We start from the raw sequence: 21133 nt of genomic DNA on the forward strand, positions 1-21133 counted from the left end.
TTACGCCTTTCTGAGTATCTTTCATATTTCTTTCATTTTGTGTCATGAACAGAATATCATATATCGAAAATGTTGTAAATAGTTTACTTCATCTTTTTATCATAATCATCACAGTTTATTGTTAGAACCTTTATTTTGTTAAACAAAATTTAATATATGGCCGTTTTTTTACTCATTTTTTCGGCGTTTTATACGTATTTTATAAAATCTAATCTATTTTATTCTATCCAGTTTTATTATTTTCGATAACTACATTAACTATAGTTATAAATAAACATTTAATCGATTTATGGAGATTGATTTTTCTCGATTTCAAAACCCATTTATATATTATCTATAAAATATAGATCACCGAAAAACATCTATATGAAATTATCCTATCTTTTTATAGGCTATTTCACTAATTTCTCATATTTCTGTTTATAAATGAATAAACTATGAGATTTTACATTATATATAATAGAAATTATGATATACTAAATCATTATGAGGACCATTTTACGAGTATTAGTTATAGAGGGGATATATTCTAATGAGTAAACAACACATTACTAGTGTAGATCAATCTAAAATTAACGACCTGAAGGAATCTTACGACGATTTTCTATACGTATCAAAACCATTTTCCAATACATGTATTACATCTTTAATGGCAAAAGCTCTTATTTATGGCTTAGACCCAGTACCAGTTGAAGACGCGCGCGTATTAGAGTTGGGCTCTTCTTGCGGCGGAAATATCATTCCCCAAGCCCTATATAATCCAACGACTACCTTTACAGGTATCGACCTATCCCCTACACAGGTGAAACATGGGAATGAATTAATTGAATCCATGGGGCTAAAAAATATTACATTATTAGAAAAAGATATTATGGATATTGATGATTCATTTGGTACCTTCGATTACATTATCGTCCATGGTATTTGGTCTTGGGTGCCTGACGTGGTGAAAGATAAAATCCTCAGCATTTGTAACCGAAATCTATCCGACCGTGGTGTAGCATATGTATCATACAATACATATCCTGGTTGGAAACGGTTAGAGCAATTGCGGGATATTATGTTATATTCTGAAAAACATGCACCTAACGACTCATTACAAGAGCGTACGGTCTACACAAAAAATGTATTAAAACTCATTGCAGAAACAATGAAATTAGATGAACGTTCCCAACAAATTTCTGATTATAAAATAAAAAATATCAATCGTGTATTACAATCTAATGATTATTATGTTGGGCACGAATACTTAGAAGCTATTAATGATCCTGTATATGTGTCAGAATTTATTGAACGTGCACAAGAGCAAGGTTGTGCTTACATCGGTGACGAAACATTGAATCGTTCCTTCATTACATGGCTTGATAGTAGTGTGGAAAATAATATTAAAACATTGGCTAGAGATAACTTTATTGATAAAGAACAATATTATGACTACGTATATGATACTCAGTTCCGCATGGCCCTATTAACAAAGTGTAGTAACGAAGATAAAATTTCCCATGACGAAAGGGTTGAGAAGAAAGTACTAGATACACTATACTTCAACAATGCATTAGATGAAGAGCCTGGTGTTCCTCCAGAATGGACCAATGTTATGCACATTAGCATCCAAGAATTGATGGATACAAAGCGACCATTCAATATAGCAGACATCATGAAACATATTGAAGAGCATCATCCTGGTTCTGAAATCGATATGGATACTATGTATAAACGTTTATTCCATCTTGCTATCGTCGGTCATATCAACACATATGCAAAAAAATATGACCAATTACCATTTGAGGAAAACAAAACCTATATTCCAGAGCATTTCATAAACTATGTATCCACACTTGTTGAAAAAGGTGGTTATCAATACATGTGCCTCGGCAATATGTATAACCAAATAGACTTTTCAGTAGATGAAGGCTTATCCTACGTCATGAAATTGATGGCAAAACCAATATCTCGACAAGAATTGATTGATACCATGAACGAAAACATGACTGTTGAAAGAACAAAAGATGATGGCACTAAACACATTGTGTCCTCTGAACAATATTTAGACGAGTCCATCGCGCACATTCAATCGCTAGGTTATTTTGCCAAATAAAAAGAATAGTGAGCCTAATATAACAACAAAAAGGAGTAACTGATATAATCAGTTACTCCTTTTTATATTCACTACTATGCGACCTCGGGGTGGAGTTGAGGTATGTCTAGTAGCTACTTATTAAGTTGTGTGAACACTATAAACTAATAGTATCCTTATTTTTTATTAACACGAACGCGTTCGATTGTTGGTTCACCTTTAGCATTTTTAGCTACAGTGTCAACACGGAACAAAGCCATTTCAGGGCTGAATTCTGTTACAAGGCGATCATTAACTGTTACGCCGTCTTGAATAGCACGGTATACGATTTGAGCAAATTCATAACGTGTTAACATACGGTCACCACCGAATGTGCCATCTGGATAGCCTTCTACTAAACCACGGCGAGATAAATCGCTTACAGCTTCATATGCCCAATGGTTTGTAGGGATATCTGGGAACAATGTTGTGTGATCGGCTTTCATCTTAGTACCAGCAACACCATTCAACAATGTAGTCAATTTTTGAATTTGAGCATTTTGTTCAGCTACTGTTTTCTTAAGAGCTAATACTTCTTTACCAATTGCTACACGAGAACGAGATACATTGCTATGAGCGCCTACTTTCACAGATAAACCAGCATTAAATACTGTTTCATCACTGCCTACAGTAGAACCTACGCTAAGTTGTACGTCTTCATTAGGACGGTAGAAAGCGCCTAATGCGGCAGCATTACCACTGCGGTAATGGCCATAGCCTGCTGCAAAGTCCCATTTAGCATCTGGATCGAAATCAAGTGGATGCAATGCGGCCAACGCTGCTGCACCTGCTACAGATTTATCGACACGTTTGTCAATCTTAGATAGATTACCTTTGATATTTTTGATATCATTTGTGTTTTTGCTGATATTTGTTGTGTTATTTGTAATTTGGTCAGCAATATCATCTGCAAGAGATACTTTATAGTCGTGAGTATTACCATTTACAGTTGGTGTTACCTTAATATGGTCACCAGCTGTTACAGTTGTAACTTGAGTGGATGCTGCAATTTGATCTTGTACGCGTTTAAGTTGAGATACATTAACTGCATCAGTATCTGCTACACCAGCTTTCACATTATTGATGATTTGGTCGCCTGCGCTGATACCATTTGTAGTGTAGTAAACAGTTTTACTACCTTCACTTGCATACATACCGTATTTAGTGAAGTTCGCTTGTTCTAATGTATCTGTATTTTCGATTTGGATACCTTTAGGTGTAACACCGATATTTTCGCTACCGTTAAAGAAGCGAGCACTGTCTTTATCGATACGAGCACGAACGTCGTCAGTTGCTTTGCCGAAGTTAGCAGAGCTCATTTCTACTAAGTCTTTATTAACAGCTACTTTATATTCAGCACCACCATTAGCATTTGTACTAGGTGTTACAGTTGTATTATCGCCTGCTACAACAGTAGTATGCTTTTTAGCATCTGCCTCAACAGTAGAGATTTTAGTTTCTACCTTTTTAAGTTGTGCTACGTTAACTGCATCAGTATCATTTGTACCAGCTGCAACAGATGTAATTTGACGTGTTACATCATTAGCTACGTCGCCAACGGATACAGCAGATGCTGTGGCTTTCCATGTGGAGCTTGTATCAGTAGATGCCGCTTTTGTGCTAATATCATAACCAGCTGCACCAGCTGCTACAGTCGCTTTGGATTTACTGCCAAGAGCTACACCGCCTTCAGCAGATACTTCAGTGTTATGACCAATAGCTACTGCATCGTTTACAGTTGTAGTAGTTTCTGCATCGCTAGAACCAATAATAACAGAATTATTAGCACCTGTTACCTTGCGGTTGTCACCAACGATAACTGTATTATTAGCATCAGATACAGTATTCTTAGAACCAATAGCAGTTAAATGCTGTACATTAGATGCAGTATTACCAACACCTACTACAAAGTTATCTGCGCTTTTAGCACCATTCGTACCTGTTACAGTATTGTTAATACCAATCATTGATGTACGCAATGTGTAGTCAGCCTTGTTGCCACCACCGAGGGCCATCGTAGCGCCACCGCCGTTAGCATCTTTTACAGCAGTGCGCAATTTTTCAGCTAATTCTTTAGCGGAATTACCGCCATCATCTGGTGCTCCAGAAATAGATTTAACAGAGTTAGTGATTTCGTTGCCAGCACCCATAATAAGAGAGCCATTAGAATTAAACGTTCTATTTGCTGTACCAACAATGCTATTAGCAATGCCAGCGTAGTAGCTACTAGCTGTTTGAGACTCAATGCTGTTTAATGAACCATTAATAGTGGATCCCAAGTTCTTAACAGGATTTGCTAAACGACCACCATTATATTCACTAGAGATAATATTATAGGTACCTGTATTGGTTGTAAAAGCGCCATTACTAAAGCTATTAGCACCTACTGTAGTGGCATAAGCATTCAATGCATATTTACGAGTAGTTGATGTATCTACTGTGATATCACCAAGATCGCCTTTATAGTTATGGGAACCAATCATAGTACTACCAGTACGAGCAAATGTATTATCCCCAATGGCAACACTGCCTACTACCTTTGTTGGATCTGCAGGAATTCTTGAAGAAGAGAACCAACTACCACTATACGTTGTTTGACCTAATGCAAAGCTAGCCTCTACACCGCCGGCCATATTTTCAATTTTTGCATTTTTACCAATCGCTACACTACCACCTTGGCTAGCATAGTTATTAATATTAGCATCCTTACCGACTACGATATCCCCTGTAGCAGCACTAGCACCATTAGTATAACCAATCTTAGCATTATTACCAATCGCTACGTTTTCTGCTTTTGGAGCATTGCTACCTGTGCCGTACGCTACGCCATTACCAGCGCCCGTTGCCGTATCGGCTGCACTCGCTACAACACATAAACTAGATAATAATACACCGTTGATTAACAAAGTTAATAAACGTTTCCGTTTGTTCATAGTTTAGAACCTCCATTGACAAACTACAAAACCTATCATTCTCTCTTTACATTAAAATTCACTTTTTATTCATGAGTTTTATATGAATATTGTAGCACGTATACGTATTTTGTAAACAGTAATTTATATATCTATTAAGAGAATATAAAAAAGGGTAGTTAATCGATGAGAGTTAACTACCCTTTTTTTGGTAAGAGGAAGGCGAACCCCTTACCGGTGCCGTATGATATAGGTTTGTTATTAAGAGAGAGATTTTGAAGTAAACACAACACAAAGATTATCACATAGTTGGAGAGTAACTAAGATGAACGGGCGATCACACGGCATCAATAATAAGATAATGGCTTTTATAAAAAGCCATTATCTTAAAGAACAATTGATATGAACACTAACGTTTCCCTTACCTAGAGTATATCACTTATATAGGAACAATAGTAGGTTATTTTTCATTTAATTTTCATTAAAATAAAATGAATGCAGGAAATGGCATGACCATTCAATTTGTCTATTCAGTTATCAAAATTATTGTTCAACAAAAACCGTATTAGTTCGTCTTACGAGGTTGAGCATTTTATCGCGAACCGTTGCAGATTGTTCTAAACGATGCTTGCCACCATACCAAGCCATCGGAGCTCCCGCTAAACGGAACGTAATTTTACCATATGCACCGCCAGAGCTATGTTCCGGTTTATTGTATCCCATATCTACAGATACACGCGGCGTAAGTTGCATCTCAGAGCCTATGCGCAAACCATTCTTATCAGCTTGTCTATCCTGGTTCCAGTGATAGCCTTCAACATAAACTCTAGCCCAGCGCGCATTTTTAAAGGTTTTACCATATTCTAAGGTATAACCATTAGATACTCGCTCTAAGGTATGCAGGTTCGCATCCAAAACACGCTCATCGGAAGCAGAACCATACCAGTTAAAACGAAACTCGCTTTCACCAGACATATATTCAAGACCAGCACTGAGCCGATCGTGACGATTTAAGAAGCGATGGTCATAGAATAGATGAGCCCCATAGAGACGACGGTCGTCCTTGGAAATACGACGGTACCCAACACCTACATTAAGGGTAGTACCCGTATCAGAGGCGCGAGAAATGCGCTGCTGCGTAAACCACACATCACGAGAGGTATTATCGTAATGACCTAGAGGCTGAATAGTCTCTGCAGAATACAGCGGCTTCCACCCTTCTTGGAACTGAAAACTCAGCGTAGTGCGTCGCATCCACGACTTACCTTTGGCACCATACATAACATTAGATACATTGGACATAGCCACCGCATTAATGGCACGATTCACTGCATCCACATTGCTATACTGCACGGTCTTAGTATCTTGCCGATCCATGATGAGCGGCCCACCTTGGCCAATCACATGGTCCGGTGTGGCAGCAGGCGTAATGTGAAAGCCCTCTGATGCGGCCTTCATGCGCTCTGTTTGAGCATCCGTTTTTACAGACACTACGCCCTTATCATTATGTAATTGTTGTTTTTCTGCCTCAGCTGTACCCACACAACACAATAGGGCGCTCAAGGCGATACACACAATACGTTTCATTACTCTCTACATTTAAAATTCATGAACAACAAATGAAATATATATTAGTGTATCGAATAATGTGCATTTATGTCAAGATTAGCGGTCACTAAACCTTATTACTTTAATGTTATATATAAATATATGAAAATGAGGTAATAACACTGTTATTACCTCATTTTTATAACCTCTATCAATATTAAATTCTATTTCTCATTAAGTTTTTGCACAAGCATATCTACTGTTTCTTGTAATTTTTTATTTTGCGCTTCTAATGTATCAACACGTTGTTCTAATGCGTTATAGGATGCAGGAGAAATCTTAACCAATGTCTTATTTTCACCGAATTTATAAGACACACCCACATTGGCCATCAAATCGCCGCTTACAGTTGTACCTGCTGTAAGGAGTAGGTTTTCTTTCGGATAGTAACCTACGCCAAGAGCCAATGCATTTTCACCCTTGTAGTGACCATAGCCACCCATAACTTGAACCTTGTGGTCAGGATCAAATTGTAGTGGATGCAATGCAGCTAGTGCTGCGGCGCGAGCATCACCGCGGTTGGATTCTTTTTCCACGTGGCGTACATCGCGATGCAATACATCAATTTGTTGGTTTGTACCATATAATTGGGAACCATTAACCGCATCTGTAGAATCTGCTGTAATACGACCTGCTGCAACATGAGTAATAGTGCGTTCTTGACCTGCCGCACCAACAGATACAGTAGACACAGGAGCAGTACCAGCGAAGCTTTCAGTAACACCATTATTGTAAGTATAACTAGGAGTGCTCACTACATCACTACTTTCAGCAGTAGAATTATTACCTAATACAACTGCATTGTCTAAAGATGTTTTCACATTATTACCCACTACGAATGTATTATTAGCACTCACTTGGTTCTTGTTACCAACACTGTAGGAATTATCGCCCTTAACAGTATCCACATTATACGTACCTACACCAAAGGCGCCAGATTGGTTACCTTCAATTTTGTTATATGCGCCAATAGCAGAGTTCTTATCGCCTTTAAAGATAACACCATGACCCATGCCATAGTTAAAATTACCATTTACAGTGGAGTTAGAACCGATTAATACAGTGTTATTCCCCTTACTAGCAGCAGCTTGAGAAGCGCCGAGCCATACGTTTTTATTACCTTGAGAGTAGGAACCTGTAAAGTAGCCTATAGCAATTGTATCGGAAATGGTTGAATTATAACCTGCCGCAAAGTTACCTAAGAAGTTATAATCACCTTTACCGCCTACAAATGTCTTAGAACTAAGCGCTACGTTACCACCACCTTGAGAACCATTCAAGGCAAGACGACCGATGGCAATATTATTACCCTTTGCATTTGGATCCCCTGCATGGGCATAGGGATCGCTGTTAGCCGCCCCAGTTTGACCACCAAGATGTACATTATCTGAGTTAGTGAAAGATGACCAGCCTTGTAAACCAATGTTATAAGTGGCACCACCACTAGAAACAACAGGAATATCTGCAGCTTGAACCAAGCTTGCCGAAGATATAGTCAAAACTCCGAGTACTGCTAATAATTGTAGTTTCTTTGCGTGATTCATAATCATACGCCTCCCTTGTTACACTACAAAACAATTCTACTTCATACTTTCCTCATAATTCTACAAGTAGATTATACTGCCATCGAAAAAATATGTAAATAACATAAATAATAATTCATAAAGAATAGATTAGATAATATAATTAATTAATAAACAGACCCCCGTAGAATTTGTTCCTACGAGGGCAATTGTTTTGAAAACAAAAGAGGCAACAGCCTATGCCGTTACCTCTTTCATAGATATATAGTTATATATACCGATTAGCGGATGCGTTTAACGCGGTTGTTACCATCGCGCATAGCTTCTTTCAAGCTGTAGATTACCATTTCGTTCATGTAGAAACGCAATTCATCATTAGATATGTTAGCTGTATTCTTTTCAAGAATTGCCAAAATTTGGTTTTCATATTCAGCTTGATTCATGTCAGACACAGTTGTGTGGTTTGTGAAAAATTCTTTGTAATCTAAGTACAAGCGGTCTAATGCTACGCGAGCATAGCTATCTTTTTTATAGCGATGGCTTGTAATGTACCAGTCACGACGAACATTCATGTAGTACAACACGTTATTAGTATAACGTTGTTGACCAGACATTACGCGATTGTCGTCTTTGATTAAAGCATTGCTCATTCCCAATTGGAATGCTGCAAATTCAGATACTACAGCTTTTACCTCTTCACTAGGAACAGCAAGAGAGATTTCTTGTTGTTCTGCAGTCAAAGGAGCCGCAGGTTGTTCAGGCATCATCAAAGGATCTTGTGCCGCATGTACTTGGCCAGCAACACATACAGAAGCAATTGCCATAATTGGTAGTAATTTAATTAGTTTCATAAGTCCCCTCATTGGAAGCCGCCCTCCCCAGGGCTACTTCAATTATCATACACTAGATATTATCTCTTTCAGAGCTGTTATCCCCATAGAGATCCCCATACTAAGCATGGTAAATTTATTTATACAGTAAGCATCTATCAATAAATCCTAGTATGCTTACTATTTTCATTAGTATACACAATATATCGTATTTCGTCTATATAGTTTTTCCTTAACATTAAAAGAAAAATGTATAGGTCGCTATATAGTTAATTCTATGCTCCATACTATAAAAGCCTCCTAATAATAAAGTCATAACTCTATTATTAGGAGGCTATATATGTTAGCTATTGTACAAAAAGATTATTTAATAAATCTACACTTAGAATTTATGTGTAAATCCTGCATTTACACCCCAGTCTGCTTGGAGGTCACCAGACAAACCTGTAGTAACGTCAGCAAATACGCTATTGTTACTATTAAAGCCATAACGGCCGCCGAATGCCAATTCAGTCCAAGTACCTTTGAGGTCTTGTTCTGTTAATTTTATTACGCTACCGCTAGCAAATGCAGTTTTTACATTGCCTGTGAAAGCATGACCTGCTGCAAAGCGTGTATAAAGGTTACCATTGCCGAACTGTTTACCCAATTCAAGACCAAGCTTGCCAGTAGTGCTATTTACGCCAGATTGGTTAACAGATACATTATCTACAGTAAAGTTACGGCCACCAAAGTGTGTAAAGTTCAATTGTGCTTGCGGTTCTACATAGAAACCGTTAGCGTATTTCAATGTTTTACCGTAGCGAACACCGATGCTGTACGCATTGGATTTTGTATCGCCAGACATAGCTTCACCGATTTCATTACGAGCTGTGAAGTCATTAGATACGCGACCTACTTGAGTTTCTACATGTACATATTGATCTTTACCAAGGTCTTTCAAACCATACGCACCAACGGAGAATGATTTCAACTTGCCGGAACCATCGAATACATAGTCTTCAGAACCGCGAAGGTAGGATACTTGACCACCTACAGTCCAGCCACGGCTGATTTTAGCATCATAACCGCCTTGGATGCGTGTGTAATCTGTAGCTGTATCGATACCGCTGCCAGAGTAGCTGTATTTACCGCCACCGATGCGAGCCCAAATACCAGTTGGTTCACCTTGTTGCAATACACGAGGACGATACATATCGTCAGCTAATGTACGCCAAGCGTTGATATTACCTACTACAGCGGAACGAATACCACGCATATGAGGTGTATCATAGGCACCACGAATAACAGGATTAGGATTTACTGGTTTAGGTACTGGAGTTACAGGCGTAACTGGTTTAGGATCTGGAGTCACAGGTGTAACTGGTTTTGGATCCGGAGTTACAGGTGTAACTGGTTTAGGATCCGGAGTCACTGGTGTAACTGGTTTTGGTTCTGGAGTTACTGGTGTAACTGGTTTAGGATCTGGAGTTACTGGTTTAGGATCTGGAGTTACTGGTGTAACAGGTTTTGGTTCTGGCGCCACATAGGAGCCTTGGCCATTACCATCTTTCCAAGTAATATCCCCTTCTTTTTGGTCTGTAGTCAATGCTTTTTGGAAGCTAGACACGATACCTTTAGAAGCGATGGATACTGTACCAGAAAGATTTCTTTCACCTTTTACATAGTTTTCATAATAGAATTTATGTGCCAAGTTATCTAAAATCTTATTTACATTGCTTTCAGAAGAAGTATCAAGATGATCACCTGTCACATAGCCATGCACACCTGAACCAGCCGTAGCAGATTTTACAATAAAGTTACCACCCTCGATGTCAGCTGCATCAAGACCAGTTTTTTGGGAACCTGGTTTACTAAAATTCAAACCAGTGCCGCTAGTCATGTCATAAATAACGTTGATATGACCGTCCAATTTATTTACATGAATGTCGCTGCGAGAATCTTGGGAAATACGGCTGAAACCTTCGCGCGTACGAGTACCTGTGAGCTTGTTAATACTACTACGTTCTGTTTTACCATCAATTTTGAAAGATTCCAAGCCGCCCATGCTATCATGACTCCACATGCCACCATCAAAGGTCATGTTGATTTCGCCACCCTTATCCTCTAAGGTATTCACAGCCTTACCGGAAAATTGGTTAGGACTGTTATGTGCACGACCGAGACCGATATTAATCACAGATGGTTGCTGTTCTTGATGAGGAGGCATCATTTTATCAGATACTAGCACATCACCTTGCATATTAAACACTTTGTGTTTTACAGTACCCGCATCATCAATGCCGAGATTAATTTTACTATTATATGCAAACGCTACTGGATATGGGGACTGCCATGGTGCAGTAGTCACGTCCATAACCCCGCCATCCACTTGAATGGAACTATTATCGAGCATACCTGTAATGAAAGCTGGCTGACGATAGCGTTTAGGCAATTGGTCTGTATTAGGAGTATCCAAGGAGCCAATCGTAACTTGACCACCGTTAGATGCTACCACGCCATTGGCAGTCGTATTACCTGTACTTTCAAATTTACTTTCAGAGCCTACGGCAAATACGCGGCCATCAGAATTAAGACCCGCTGCAGCCCATGTACTTGGCGCAGCCATCGTAGATGACAATAAAGTCATCATAACAGCAGATAATAAAACCTTATTTCTACCTCTCATCCTCTTACACCTCAACTATTAAACAATCACACTCAAATTTGTGAAAGTTCCTTCATAAACGAATATATCTATAAGTTGATTTATCAGTCGTTATTTATAGAAAAAGATAGATATATACATACTCACTTTATTAAGAACTCACGTCTAACACTTTTAAAATATATTTAAAATATTACACTATTTTTTGTGAATTGTAAATGAATTTCTCTATTTTTATTTAAAGTTATTTAAGATATTAATATTTGAGTTATAAAACTAGAACATAAAAAAGCAGTGATCTAGTCACTGCCTATACTAATTCAAATTTAATGAAATCAATAGTATTGTTCATCGTAATTTGACGATATATATGATTATATCTATAATATAAATAGATAGCCAAACGAGTGGTTCCGTCGGGCTCATCTCAAGAAATAAATACGTGATGAAATGGCCTTTCAGTTACCTAATTATCCAAGGATAACGAAGGGCTATTTGTCTTTTCCAAGACAAATAAGAGCCACAAGTGCACCAAAGGCAATGACAACCGTCATTACCTCTAGAATTATCATGATTAACTCATAATCACTCATAGACAACCCTCCCTTCATTTACGAAGAGAGGCCCAACCTCGTCTGGCTATCTTAAGTCCATTATATGGCGAACATATAGACGAATCAATAAGAATCTATTTATAGAAATATACGAAATATATTATAAAGACCCCATGTATTAGATGGTTACATCCAATACGTGGGGCTCTTTTTTTATGAGTGCTATATATTTATATAGTACTTATCACCATATACGTTTATATAGTAACTATTATATTAGAATTTATGTGTAAATCCAGCATTTACAGACCAGCCAGCTTTATAGTCACCAGATAGACCTGTACTAATATCAGCGAAGATGCTGTTGTTTGCATTGAAGCCATAGCGGCCACCAAATGCGAGATCTGTCCAAGTACCTTTAATGTCTTCAGATGTGTATTTAGTAGTAGTACCACTTGTGTAAGTAGTTTTTACTGTACCAGAGAAGATATGGTTTACGCCAACGCGAGTATAGATGTTACCTGCGCCGAAGTTTTTACCGATTTCAAGGCCAAGACCACCTGCAGTACTGCTCACACCAGATTGATCTACGTGCATGCTGCCCGCATTGAAGCTATCCCCACCGAAGTGAGTGTAGCTCAATTGTGCTTGTGGTTCAATGTATGTACCATTTGAAAGCTTCACAGTTTTACCATAGCGTGCACCGATAGAGTATGCACTCGCTTTAGTCTCGCCAGACAGTCTTTCACCAATTTCATTGCGAACTGTGAAGTCGTTAGAAGCACGGCCTACTTGAGACTCGATGTGGATGTATTGATTCTTACCAAGATCTTTCAAGCCATACGCACCAACAGCAAAAGCTTTTTCTTTGCCAGTACCGTTGAATACGTAATCATCATTGCCACGAAGGTAAGAAACTTGACCACCTACGGTCCAACCGCTGCTAGTTTTAGCATCGTAACCACCTTGAATGCGTGTATATGTAGTATCTGTGTCGACACCTGTTGCATTGAAGCTGTATTTACCGCCTCCAACGCGAGCCCAAATACCTGTTGGTTCGCCTTGTTGCAATACGCGTGGACGATACATATTATTTGTCAATGTTCTCCAACCGTTGATATTACTCATAACGGCAGATCGAGCGCCGCGCATATGAGGTGTATCAAAATCACCCATGATAACATGAATGTGAGAATTACGGTCTGGCACTGGAGCTGGTTTCACTTCTGGTTTAGGAATCGGTTTAACTTCCGGCTTAGGCGCTGGAGCCGGTTCTGGTTTTACTTCTGGCTTCGGAGTTGGTTTAGGTTGTGGCTTAGGCTCAGGTTTTGGAGTCGGTTTATTTTCACCATATGCGTATTTACCTTGACCATCTTTATCTGCTTGCCAAGTAATGTCGCCTTCTTTAGCATGACCAGAAGTGATGACTGTAAAACGACCAGATTCAGAACCATCAGATGCAATAGCTACTGTGCCTTGAAGGTTTCTTTCACCATTTACATAGTTGTCATAATACATCTTATGTGCCAAATTATCTAAGATCTTATTTACATTCTCTTCGGAAGACATGTCTAGACCTTTTTGAGTCGTATATACATGAGCTGCTGCACCAGGAGCCGCACTTGTAATATGAATATCCCCACCCCAGAAAGAATCTGGAGTCACACCATTATAGGTTTTAGTTGGTGGTTGATAGCTTGGATCCTCAGTATCGCCACCTTCATCATTAGGGTCATAAATAAAGTTTACATGACCTTCAAGCTTATCTACATAGAGTTTATTATGCTCACTTTGGGTTACCATGTTCGCATAGTTGCGGTTATTAGAACCTACAAGTCGATGTACATGGCTAGGTTGCGTACCACCATCTAATTTACCTTCATGCAAGCCACCTTGATAAAAAAGCTCCCAAGAACCATAGTCACCAAGGAATACATTGATATGACTTGGAGGCTTTGCATCTTTATCTGCTAAATTAAATGCTAAACCGTCCCAAAGAGATTCTTTACCAATGATTCCAATATTGATCTCGGACGCATGATTTGGGTCGCTTTTAACGATAACATCACCAACTAAAGATAAGTCGTTACCGATAAAATTACCTTTGTTGCCGTCTACGCCAATATTAACAGTACCACCTTGAGCCACCGCAATAGGAGTGCTCACAGTATGAACATCATAAACGCCTTCCTTAAGAGTAACAGTACTGCCACCTTTACTGCTAATAAAAGGCTTATCATTATAGCCAACATTAGCCACTGCTTTATCAATGCTGACTGTACTACCAGTATCTGCCTCAATCGTAGATACGTAGTTTGTCATATTACCAGCCGTAAACTTCCCACCGTCATTTGCAGTAATATGTGCACCAGTAGGTGAAGTAACTAATGTACTCCCCGCCATTGCATACTGACCTACAGAGCTAGCAATCGTCAGGGCAATTGCTAAGGATAATTTCGCTTTACACATGCGTTTCATAAGAACCCTCTCTCTACACAATATAAACTATTATTAAATAATTTAATTATATTTAATATTTGCGTTTTTGTAAATACGAGGAAAATTTACCACATATTGTATATAACAATATAAAAAGCAGTAACTATAGTTACTGCTAACGTAAAAGACAAATAGCCCTTCGTTACCAGTAACTGGATAACTGAAAGGCCATTTCATCAATTATTTATAGTCTTGAGATGAGCCCGACGGATCTACTCGCTTGGCTATCTTCTTATATTATAGAATTTATGTTATATATCGTCAAATACAGATAAACAATACTAATATGTTGTATTATAAACCAAGAGGCAGAGACTGAGTCACTGCCTCTTATCTTTTTATCTTTATTTACGTGCCACACGCATGGCGGCCATCATGCCTGGGGATTTCCAGACGGATTGACCATTGTCTGAAACGAGTTTGTTGTTATAGTAGAATACATCTGCATTGTAATAGTTACTATCGCTAGATGTTACCTTATAACTAAGACCAGATGTCGTATATACTGTAAAATTAAGTACATCCCCTACTCTCTTTACAGAGTCTTGGTCTACATACCAGCTATTACCGTTATAAGTGGTAGCATACACATCTGTACGAGCTTCTACATCATGTGTATTAATACCAATCAATACGAGCAAAGCCGCTAACATATATAAGAATTTACGCATTAGAATTACCTCCGTTTTATCGTTGGAATACTTGTTTATTATACCAAAAAAACGGTGAAATTCACATTAAAATGGCACCTTCTGCGCCACCCATGATTGACTACTTTCAATGTACGACGTAATGCGTTTCATAATAGGTTTTTCTATGAATGCTAATCGCATATAGTCTACCACCATGCCAACTATGAAAATGAGTGCCACTACAAGAATTGCATATAATGGTAATAAGGCAGAATCGTAATACTGATAGGTACTGACTATATTGTCCCACATATGATGAAGGAACAGCTTATTATCGTGCAATAAATAAATCCCAAAGGTGGTCGATGCTACCGTGTTAATCCAAGGACGATAGGTGATTTTTGCTTTCAAGAAAATAATAAACAAGCCAATGCCTAACAGTAGTTGGAAGAAGCCATAGTCATTTTGGGTAAAATAGAAAATCTGTTTCATATAGGTCGGGTCTGTCATAGCCAGCACATCTACGAGAATATCCCCTCCGAAGGCGCCTAAGATGCCAACAGTACTCAAGATAATACCCGTTTTTTGTGTTATATGAGATCCAAACCCATAGCCACACCGAGCATAGCAAGACTATAAAACCATATCTGCCCTACTAACAGAATCTGGGCATATAAAAAGACAGTTGATTCTCATCAACTGTCCTTTTAGTTTGTAAATTAGAATTGATATGTAAGGTCTACACGATAGTAGTTTGGAAGTTTAGGGTTATAGGACAAAAATTAGTACAACCCTGTAGTAATTTAAAATCCCCTTGATCAGTACCAAGATACTCATCAAAGGGATTATATTAATTATGAAAAAGACAAATAGCCCTTCGTTATCCTAGGATTGCTATTAAATTCAAGTCACATCTTAGGCTTTAAATATAACACCATTATGCTCTAGTTGTTCCACTGTTTTTTTACCAATGCCCGGTAGCATCAATACTTCTTGTTTAGTAATTGTTTTAAAATCATCTACTGTGTATAGGCCGGCTTGTGAAAGTGTAATTTGTGCACCTAACCGTATATTGTCATATACCGGATTTCCACGCAAAGCCCCACCTTTAGCAACCTCTACGGGGCTCATATGAGCGGACTCGCGTTTTCCCATATAACTATCATTAGAGTACCGATTTATAACAGTTCGACCGGTAACACGTTCATACGCATCATATAGAGTCTGCCATAGTGGACTTTCAAAATCCACTAATTGAGTTGGTAAAAATGAGATAGCAGTATATAAGCTTATTAATTCTCGTGGGTCAGAATTTATGTTGCTCACTTGGTCTACCATATACATAATAGCCTCTAAATGATCTTCTACAAAATCGTTCCAGCGCGTTGCATCTTGTAATAACCAATCAATATCTTCATATTCATCAACAAGATCTGCTAATACATCATGGGCTATCTTGCTTTCACCACACTGCAAAGCCAATAGAATATACAGCATATGCATAGGCAACATGATATCTGGAGCCTGATTAAATGCATTTTGTATATCATCGCAACATGCAAGATATCGCTGATATACCTTGCGGCCGCGATCCCAGTTGGCAGCGCCACAACAAGCAACCATCATATACACAAGAAATCCCGAATGATCTTGCTTGTCTCCGTGAAAAACTGGCGTAAAGCAGGCAATCGCATCATTATACATATTATATTCTAAATATATCATCCCCATGTCGATGAGGCAACGCATATAAGGACGCGTCTCTATTATATTCCAATCTATTTTCTTTGGTTTTTTCAACGATTCTACTAGCTGTTTCAACTGATAAATTTGAAAGCTTGGATGTAACTCAAGGGCTATGAGTTCTCGTTTAGCATCTACTTCATCAGGACATAATACAAGGATTTCATTGTATAACTTCCTTGATTTCTCATTCGTATCAGCCTCTTCTGCAGCCTCATATAAATCACGTAATTTCATTTCTATCGTATTATTAAAATCACCACGATTATATTGAGTCATAAATGCTTCTAACAAATCCTCAATAGATTTGAAATCAGATTCATGTTCGGATACAAATTGTTTCTGTAAACGTAATAATAACTCACTATAAAAGTTAAACATAGAGTATCTCCTTATACATATGAACGTAAAAATACTACTCATATGTAATATAGCACGAGGGAATATATTAATTCTATAGGTAATACCTCGACCTATTAATATCTCATCTGAAAATGGGTTGGCAACTAGACGATAAAAATGAGACACCGATTATAGTCGATGCCTCATTCTTTTGGGGTTATAGGACAAAAAGTGTGTGTGACTAATCCCAATAAGTTGGAAAATCTGTAGACATATGTAGCTCATTCCAAACAGGAGCATCACCACATTGAGGGATTGAACGATCTATTTGGCAATAATCAGATAACCGTTTTTAGATAGCAGCAATCGATTCATCTGTAGGCATACAATTTAATATATCTGAAATAGAAAGCGGTCTTGGTGAGTGCATATAGCACCACCAATAGACCGCTTTTTGTCTTCTTTCAAGTGAAAGGCCCCTATGAGCCCGTAACATACTTCTTAGTTGAGCATTTACTCCACCTTCAATACGATTATTTGTTGTAGGTACTGTAATATCAATGCATTCCAAAAATGTAAATAAAGTTTGTTGTCTAATCAGGCGCCATAATGATGATTCAGCTTTAAGCAAACGCTCATGTGTAGAGTGTTTGTTTCCGAATTCATCAATCGTCATTTCTCGTAAAAAATCAGAATATGTTATACGCCACGCTGAAAGCGCATTAATCCATATAAAGGCTTGATCCATTGTTTTCACATTAAATAAAGCTTTGGCAAGACTATAAAGGTCCTTCCCAGCTAACGTTTTAGGTCTACTTGTCGTATATCGTCTAACCTGACAAAAAATATGAAATAGGCATCTTTGGTGGCTACTATGAGGCCAAACTTTTCGTAATGCTTTAGGTAAACCATTAGCACCATCAGATACAACCACTTTAGGTTCAACAATCCGTTCCATTAAGCACTGCCAAGCTCTAGCATGCTCATAACGGCAAACATACCATCCTAGAACATGAGTATTATTGCAACAAATCAACACACATAAATTCCTAGATAAGTAAATTCCATCAAGATATACCACATCATGTACTTCTTCCACTTTTGGTGGCAATGGCCATATGGACCAAAATTTAGCAGTTTTACGCCTAAATGTACGACCTTTACCAGGCATATCAGCTTGAATATCGGTACTGAATAACCAATTCAAGAATAGGTTTAACTCTTTACTTAAATTATTAATTTTAACGGTAAATGCCACCTTACAATGTTTGCAAAACCAACGCTGAGAACCAGATTTTAAAACACCATGTTTAATACATTTTTCATTACAATCAGGACATTTTATTTGTCGCATAAACTCTTCCTCCATATTTGTTTATATATAGGAAGATATAACCTCATTTTAGTCAGTAATTACAAGGGCTAATTGATGTTTTCACCCACACTTTTTGTCCTATAAGCCCATATACTATACTTCAACTAATAAGTTAATTATTTCTATATAAAAGAAGGTATCAATTACAGTTGATACCTTCTTTTAATTCCACTATATACTTTATTAAAAATTATCCTAATATACTAATTCTCCATTAAATACGCGATATTCCTCACCGATTTTTGTTAAATCCTTTACAAATAATCTAGAAGCTTGATAGTCTAACTTCATAACTAATGTATATCCAACAGATTTAGCCTTATGTATTACTTCACCTAGGAAATTAACAATGTTAAAGAATACCTCCTGTGGAGTACAATCTAAACATTTTAATAAAGAGTCATCTTCTTGTAATCTAATACTATATATAGACTCTCGATCGTCTTCCAAAGTAAAGCTTAATAACACAGAAGATGTCTCTACATCATAATCCAAATGATATGTATTAAGACGACCACGCACTATGGTTTTGTCATCATCTAAAATATTTGTGATTTCAAGCTCTATTGGCTTATTCTTATCAACTGAAAGTACATATTTTCTCATAGCTAAATTCTCCCAAACCTATATATTAACTAATTTATTCCCAGAAATGAAAACTCCCAATATATTCATTCCATAATATTACTGTATAGATTATAACCAATTATGAGATAGAAAAGCCATAAATAGAATATCAAATTTATTCGATTTAGTTTAAATATTAATTACAATATATATTTTGTACTTTCTAATACATTAACTCCCCATACTATTTATGCATCACTATGCTCATAAAATTTAATATAACAGATCAAAATCCCTACAAGAATTGGATATGCCAATAAAAATTCATTACTCATAAAGCATGCAATTTGCCCAAAGAATGCTACTAATAGGTAGACTAATGTAGGGTTATTAATATACTTCTTAATCTTATATGTTCTATATAAAATATATAAAATTGGAGTAATAAATAAGATTTCTCCTATTAACCCAAACCATGCCAATATAGCTGCGAATTCATTAAGTACTGGATATTCAAATGCTAGGAAGCCCTTTTGTAACACATCTTCTGTCCAACGTTTAACTTCGCCACTATCTTTAGCAAAATCAGGGAATTTATCAACCATATAGCTTGAGTGCAAACCTCTACCAACGCCAAATGCTAAATGATCTAGTCCAACGTTAAACATCGCAACTGTATTGCCAAATCTAGCTGAATTAGATCTAGAACTAGTATTGCTAACCGACTTAACATTGCTATCAATATATTTATCTAAAGCTTTTTCTACAGATATAGACTTAGGTGCTTCTTTGACAGCAGTCGTTTGAGAAATACTTGTCTTAATCATAGGACTTACTACTGAATCACCAATAATAGCGAAAGAATAGCTAAGAACACTGAGACCAATTGTAAATAGACACAGCTTCCACCAAGATTTGTATCTAAAGATTAGACTTAATACGATAAATGCAACCAGTTCAAATAGATAAACAACAACACCTGTGCGAGCTTTAGTTAAGAAAATCATGAAAACCAAGAAAAATGCTAATACAATATCAAGTTTATTTTTAGCATTCACATAATGAATACCTAATAATGGAGCTAAAAATACGGCAATCATACTAAAATAAGATGGTTCTAATGCAAGGCTTCTAAGTTGACCTGGCCATAATTCTGGAGGCCACCAACCACTTTGTACTACAGGGTCATATAAGCTATTATTGATCATTACTAGTATAGAAGCTAAATAATCTGAACCACTCCATAGCCAAGAAACCTCTATAATAGAGTAAGCTATACATAGAATTGTTAATATTCTTGCAGCATTAACAATTGTATCGAGACCTTTTTTACAATCATCCTTATATAGATTAAAAACAATTAAGAATAACCCAATTAGTGGGAATATAAAGTTTCTAAATAAATACCAAACTAAAGATACCATCAACTTTACTTGTAGAATAAATTCATTACCTACGAATGAAGGGAATAGGGCATATAGTTTTTGGACAACAGATGTATTAATTAGATACGTATAGATAACAGTATCATAAAAAGGAAAAGAGAATACCCCTAATATAGTACAAAAAACAATCCAAACGATAGATATAGCAAAATATGATTTAAATGGAACCTCTGTCTTCTTTTTCCATATACTATATACAATAAATAACAAAATGGAAAAGAAAAGAAATATCATCGATAGATTATTACCCATTGAGAACAAAGTATACCGATCTGGTATCCGCATCAATGGTAATGCAATTATCATTGCACAAAGCAATAGCTCTTGAATTTTATAATAT

The 21133-nt window shown here is 37.2% G+C and carries 12 protein-coding genes and 1 pseudogene; 1 reads left to right on the plus strand and 12 read right to left on the minus strand.

The annotated features are described in order from the left end of the window. Positions 1-532 precede the first annotated feature (532 nt). A complete protein-coding gene (locus ACWTVK_RS03900; protein ID WP_456045998.1) occupies positions 533-2098 on the plus strand; it encodes a methyltransferase regulatory domain-containing protein in 1566 nt (521 codons plus the stop codon). 155 nt (positions 2099-2253) lie between these two features. On the opposite strand, the gene ACWTVK_RS03905 is transcribed toward ACWTVK_RS03900, so the two are convergent. From ACWTVK_RS03905 to ACWTVK_RS03960, 12 genes and pseudogenes are all read right to left on the minus strand, one after another. Next, positions 2254-5049: an S-layer homology domain-containing protein gene (locus tag ACWTVK_RS03905; RefSeq protein ID WP_456045999.1), complete on the minus strand. Its 2796-nt coding sequence runs from the start codon at positions 5047-5049 to the stop codon at positions 2254-2256. 522 nt (positions 5050-5571) lie between these two features. Continuing rightward, the gene (locus tag ACWTVK_RS03910; RefSeq protein ID WP_456046000.1) at positions 5572-6615 is read right to left on the minus strand and encodes an inverse autotransporter beta domain-containing protein; all 1044 of its coding nucleotides are present in this window, start codon (positions 6613-6615) and stop codon (positions 5572-5574) included. 185 nt (positions 6616-6800) lie between these two features. Further along, positions 6801-8180 (minus strand): YadA-like family protein, encoded by a 1380-nt coding sequence (locus ACWTVK_RS03915; protein WP_456046001.1) that lies wholly within the window; start codon positions 8178-8180, stop codon positions 6801-6803. Between the two features lie 260 nt (positions 8181-8440). Then, positions 8441-9010 carry a hypothetical protein gene (locus ACWTVK_RS03920; protein ID WP_456046002.1) on the minus strand — a complete coding sequence of 190 codons (570 nt, stop codon included), beginning with the start codon at positions 9008-9010 and terminating at the stop codon, positions 8441-8443. A gap of 361 nt (positions 9011-9371) precedes the next feature. Beyond that, on the minus strand, positions 9372-11657 hold the full coding sequence (locus ACWTVK_RS03925; protein ID WP_456046003.1) for an autotransporter outer membrane beta-barrel domain-containing protein: 2286 nt from the start codon (positions 11655-11657) through the stop codon (positions 9372-9374). An 809-nt stretch (positions 11658-12466) separates the two neighbouring features. Continuing rightward, the gene (locus ACWTVK_RS03930) at positions 12467-14668 is read right to left on the minus strand and encodes an autotransporter outer membrane beta-barrel domain-containing protein (protein WP_456046004.1); all 2202 of its coding nucleotides are present in this window, start codon (positions 14666-14668) and stop codon (positions 12467-12469) included. A gap of 365 nt (positions 14669-15033) precedes the next feature. After that, positions 15034-15360: a Tat pathway signal protein gene (locus ACWTVK_RS03935; RefSeq protein WP_323727823.1), complete on the minus strand. Its 327-nt coding sequence runs from the start codon at positions 15358-15360 to the stop codon at positions 15034-15036. A gap of 66 nt (positions 15361-15426) precedes the next feature. After that, a complete protein-coding gene (locus ACWTVK_RS03940) occupies positions 15427-15891 on the minus strand; it encodes a hypothetical protein (protein ID WP_456046005.1) in 465 nt (154 codons plus the stop codon). A 345-nt stretch (positions 15892-16236) separates the two neighbouring features. Then, positions 16237-17445 carry a hypothetical protein gene (locus ACWTVK_RS03945; RefSeq protein ID WP_456046006.1) on the minus strand — a complete coding sequence of 403 codons (1209 nt, stop codon included), beginning with the start codon at positions 17443-17445 and terminating at the stop codon, positions 16237-16239. Positions 17446-17647: 202 nt separating this feature from the next. After that, positions 17648-18760: pseudogene (locus tag ACWTVK_RS03950) on the minus strand (IS1249 family transposase). A 216-nt stretch (positions 18761-18976) separates the two neighbouring features. Continuing rightward, positions 18977-19387: a hypothetical protein gene (locus ACWTVK_RS03955; protein WP_303938711.1), complete on the minus strand. Its 411-nt coding sequence runs from the start codon at positions 19385-19387 to the stop codon at positions 18977-18979. 209 nt (positions 19388-19596) lie between these two features. After that, positions 19597-20772: a hypothetical protein gene (locus tag ACWTVK_RS03960; RefSeq protein ID WP_456046007.1), complete on the minus strand. Its 1176-nt coding sequence runs from the start codon at positions 20770-20772 to the stop codon at positions 19597-19599. Between the last annotated feature and the right edge of the window lie 361 nt (positions 20773-21133).

The organism is Veillonella sp. Ser01 (genome assembly GCF_053850375.1).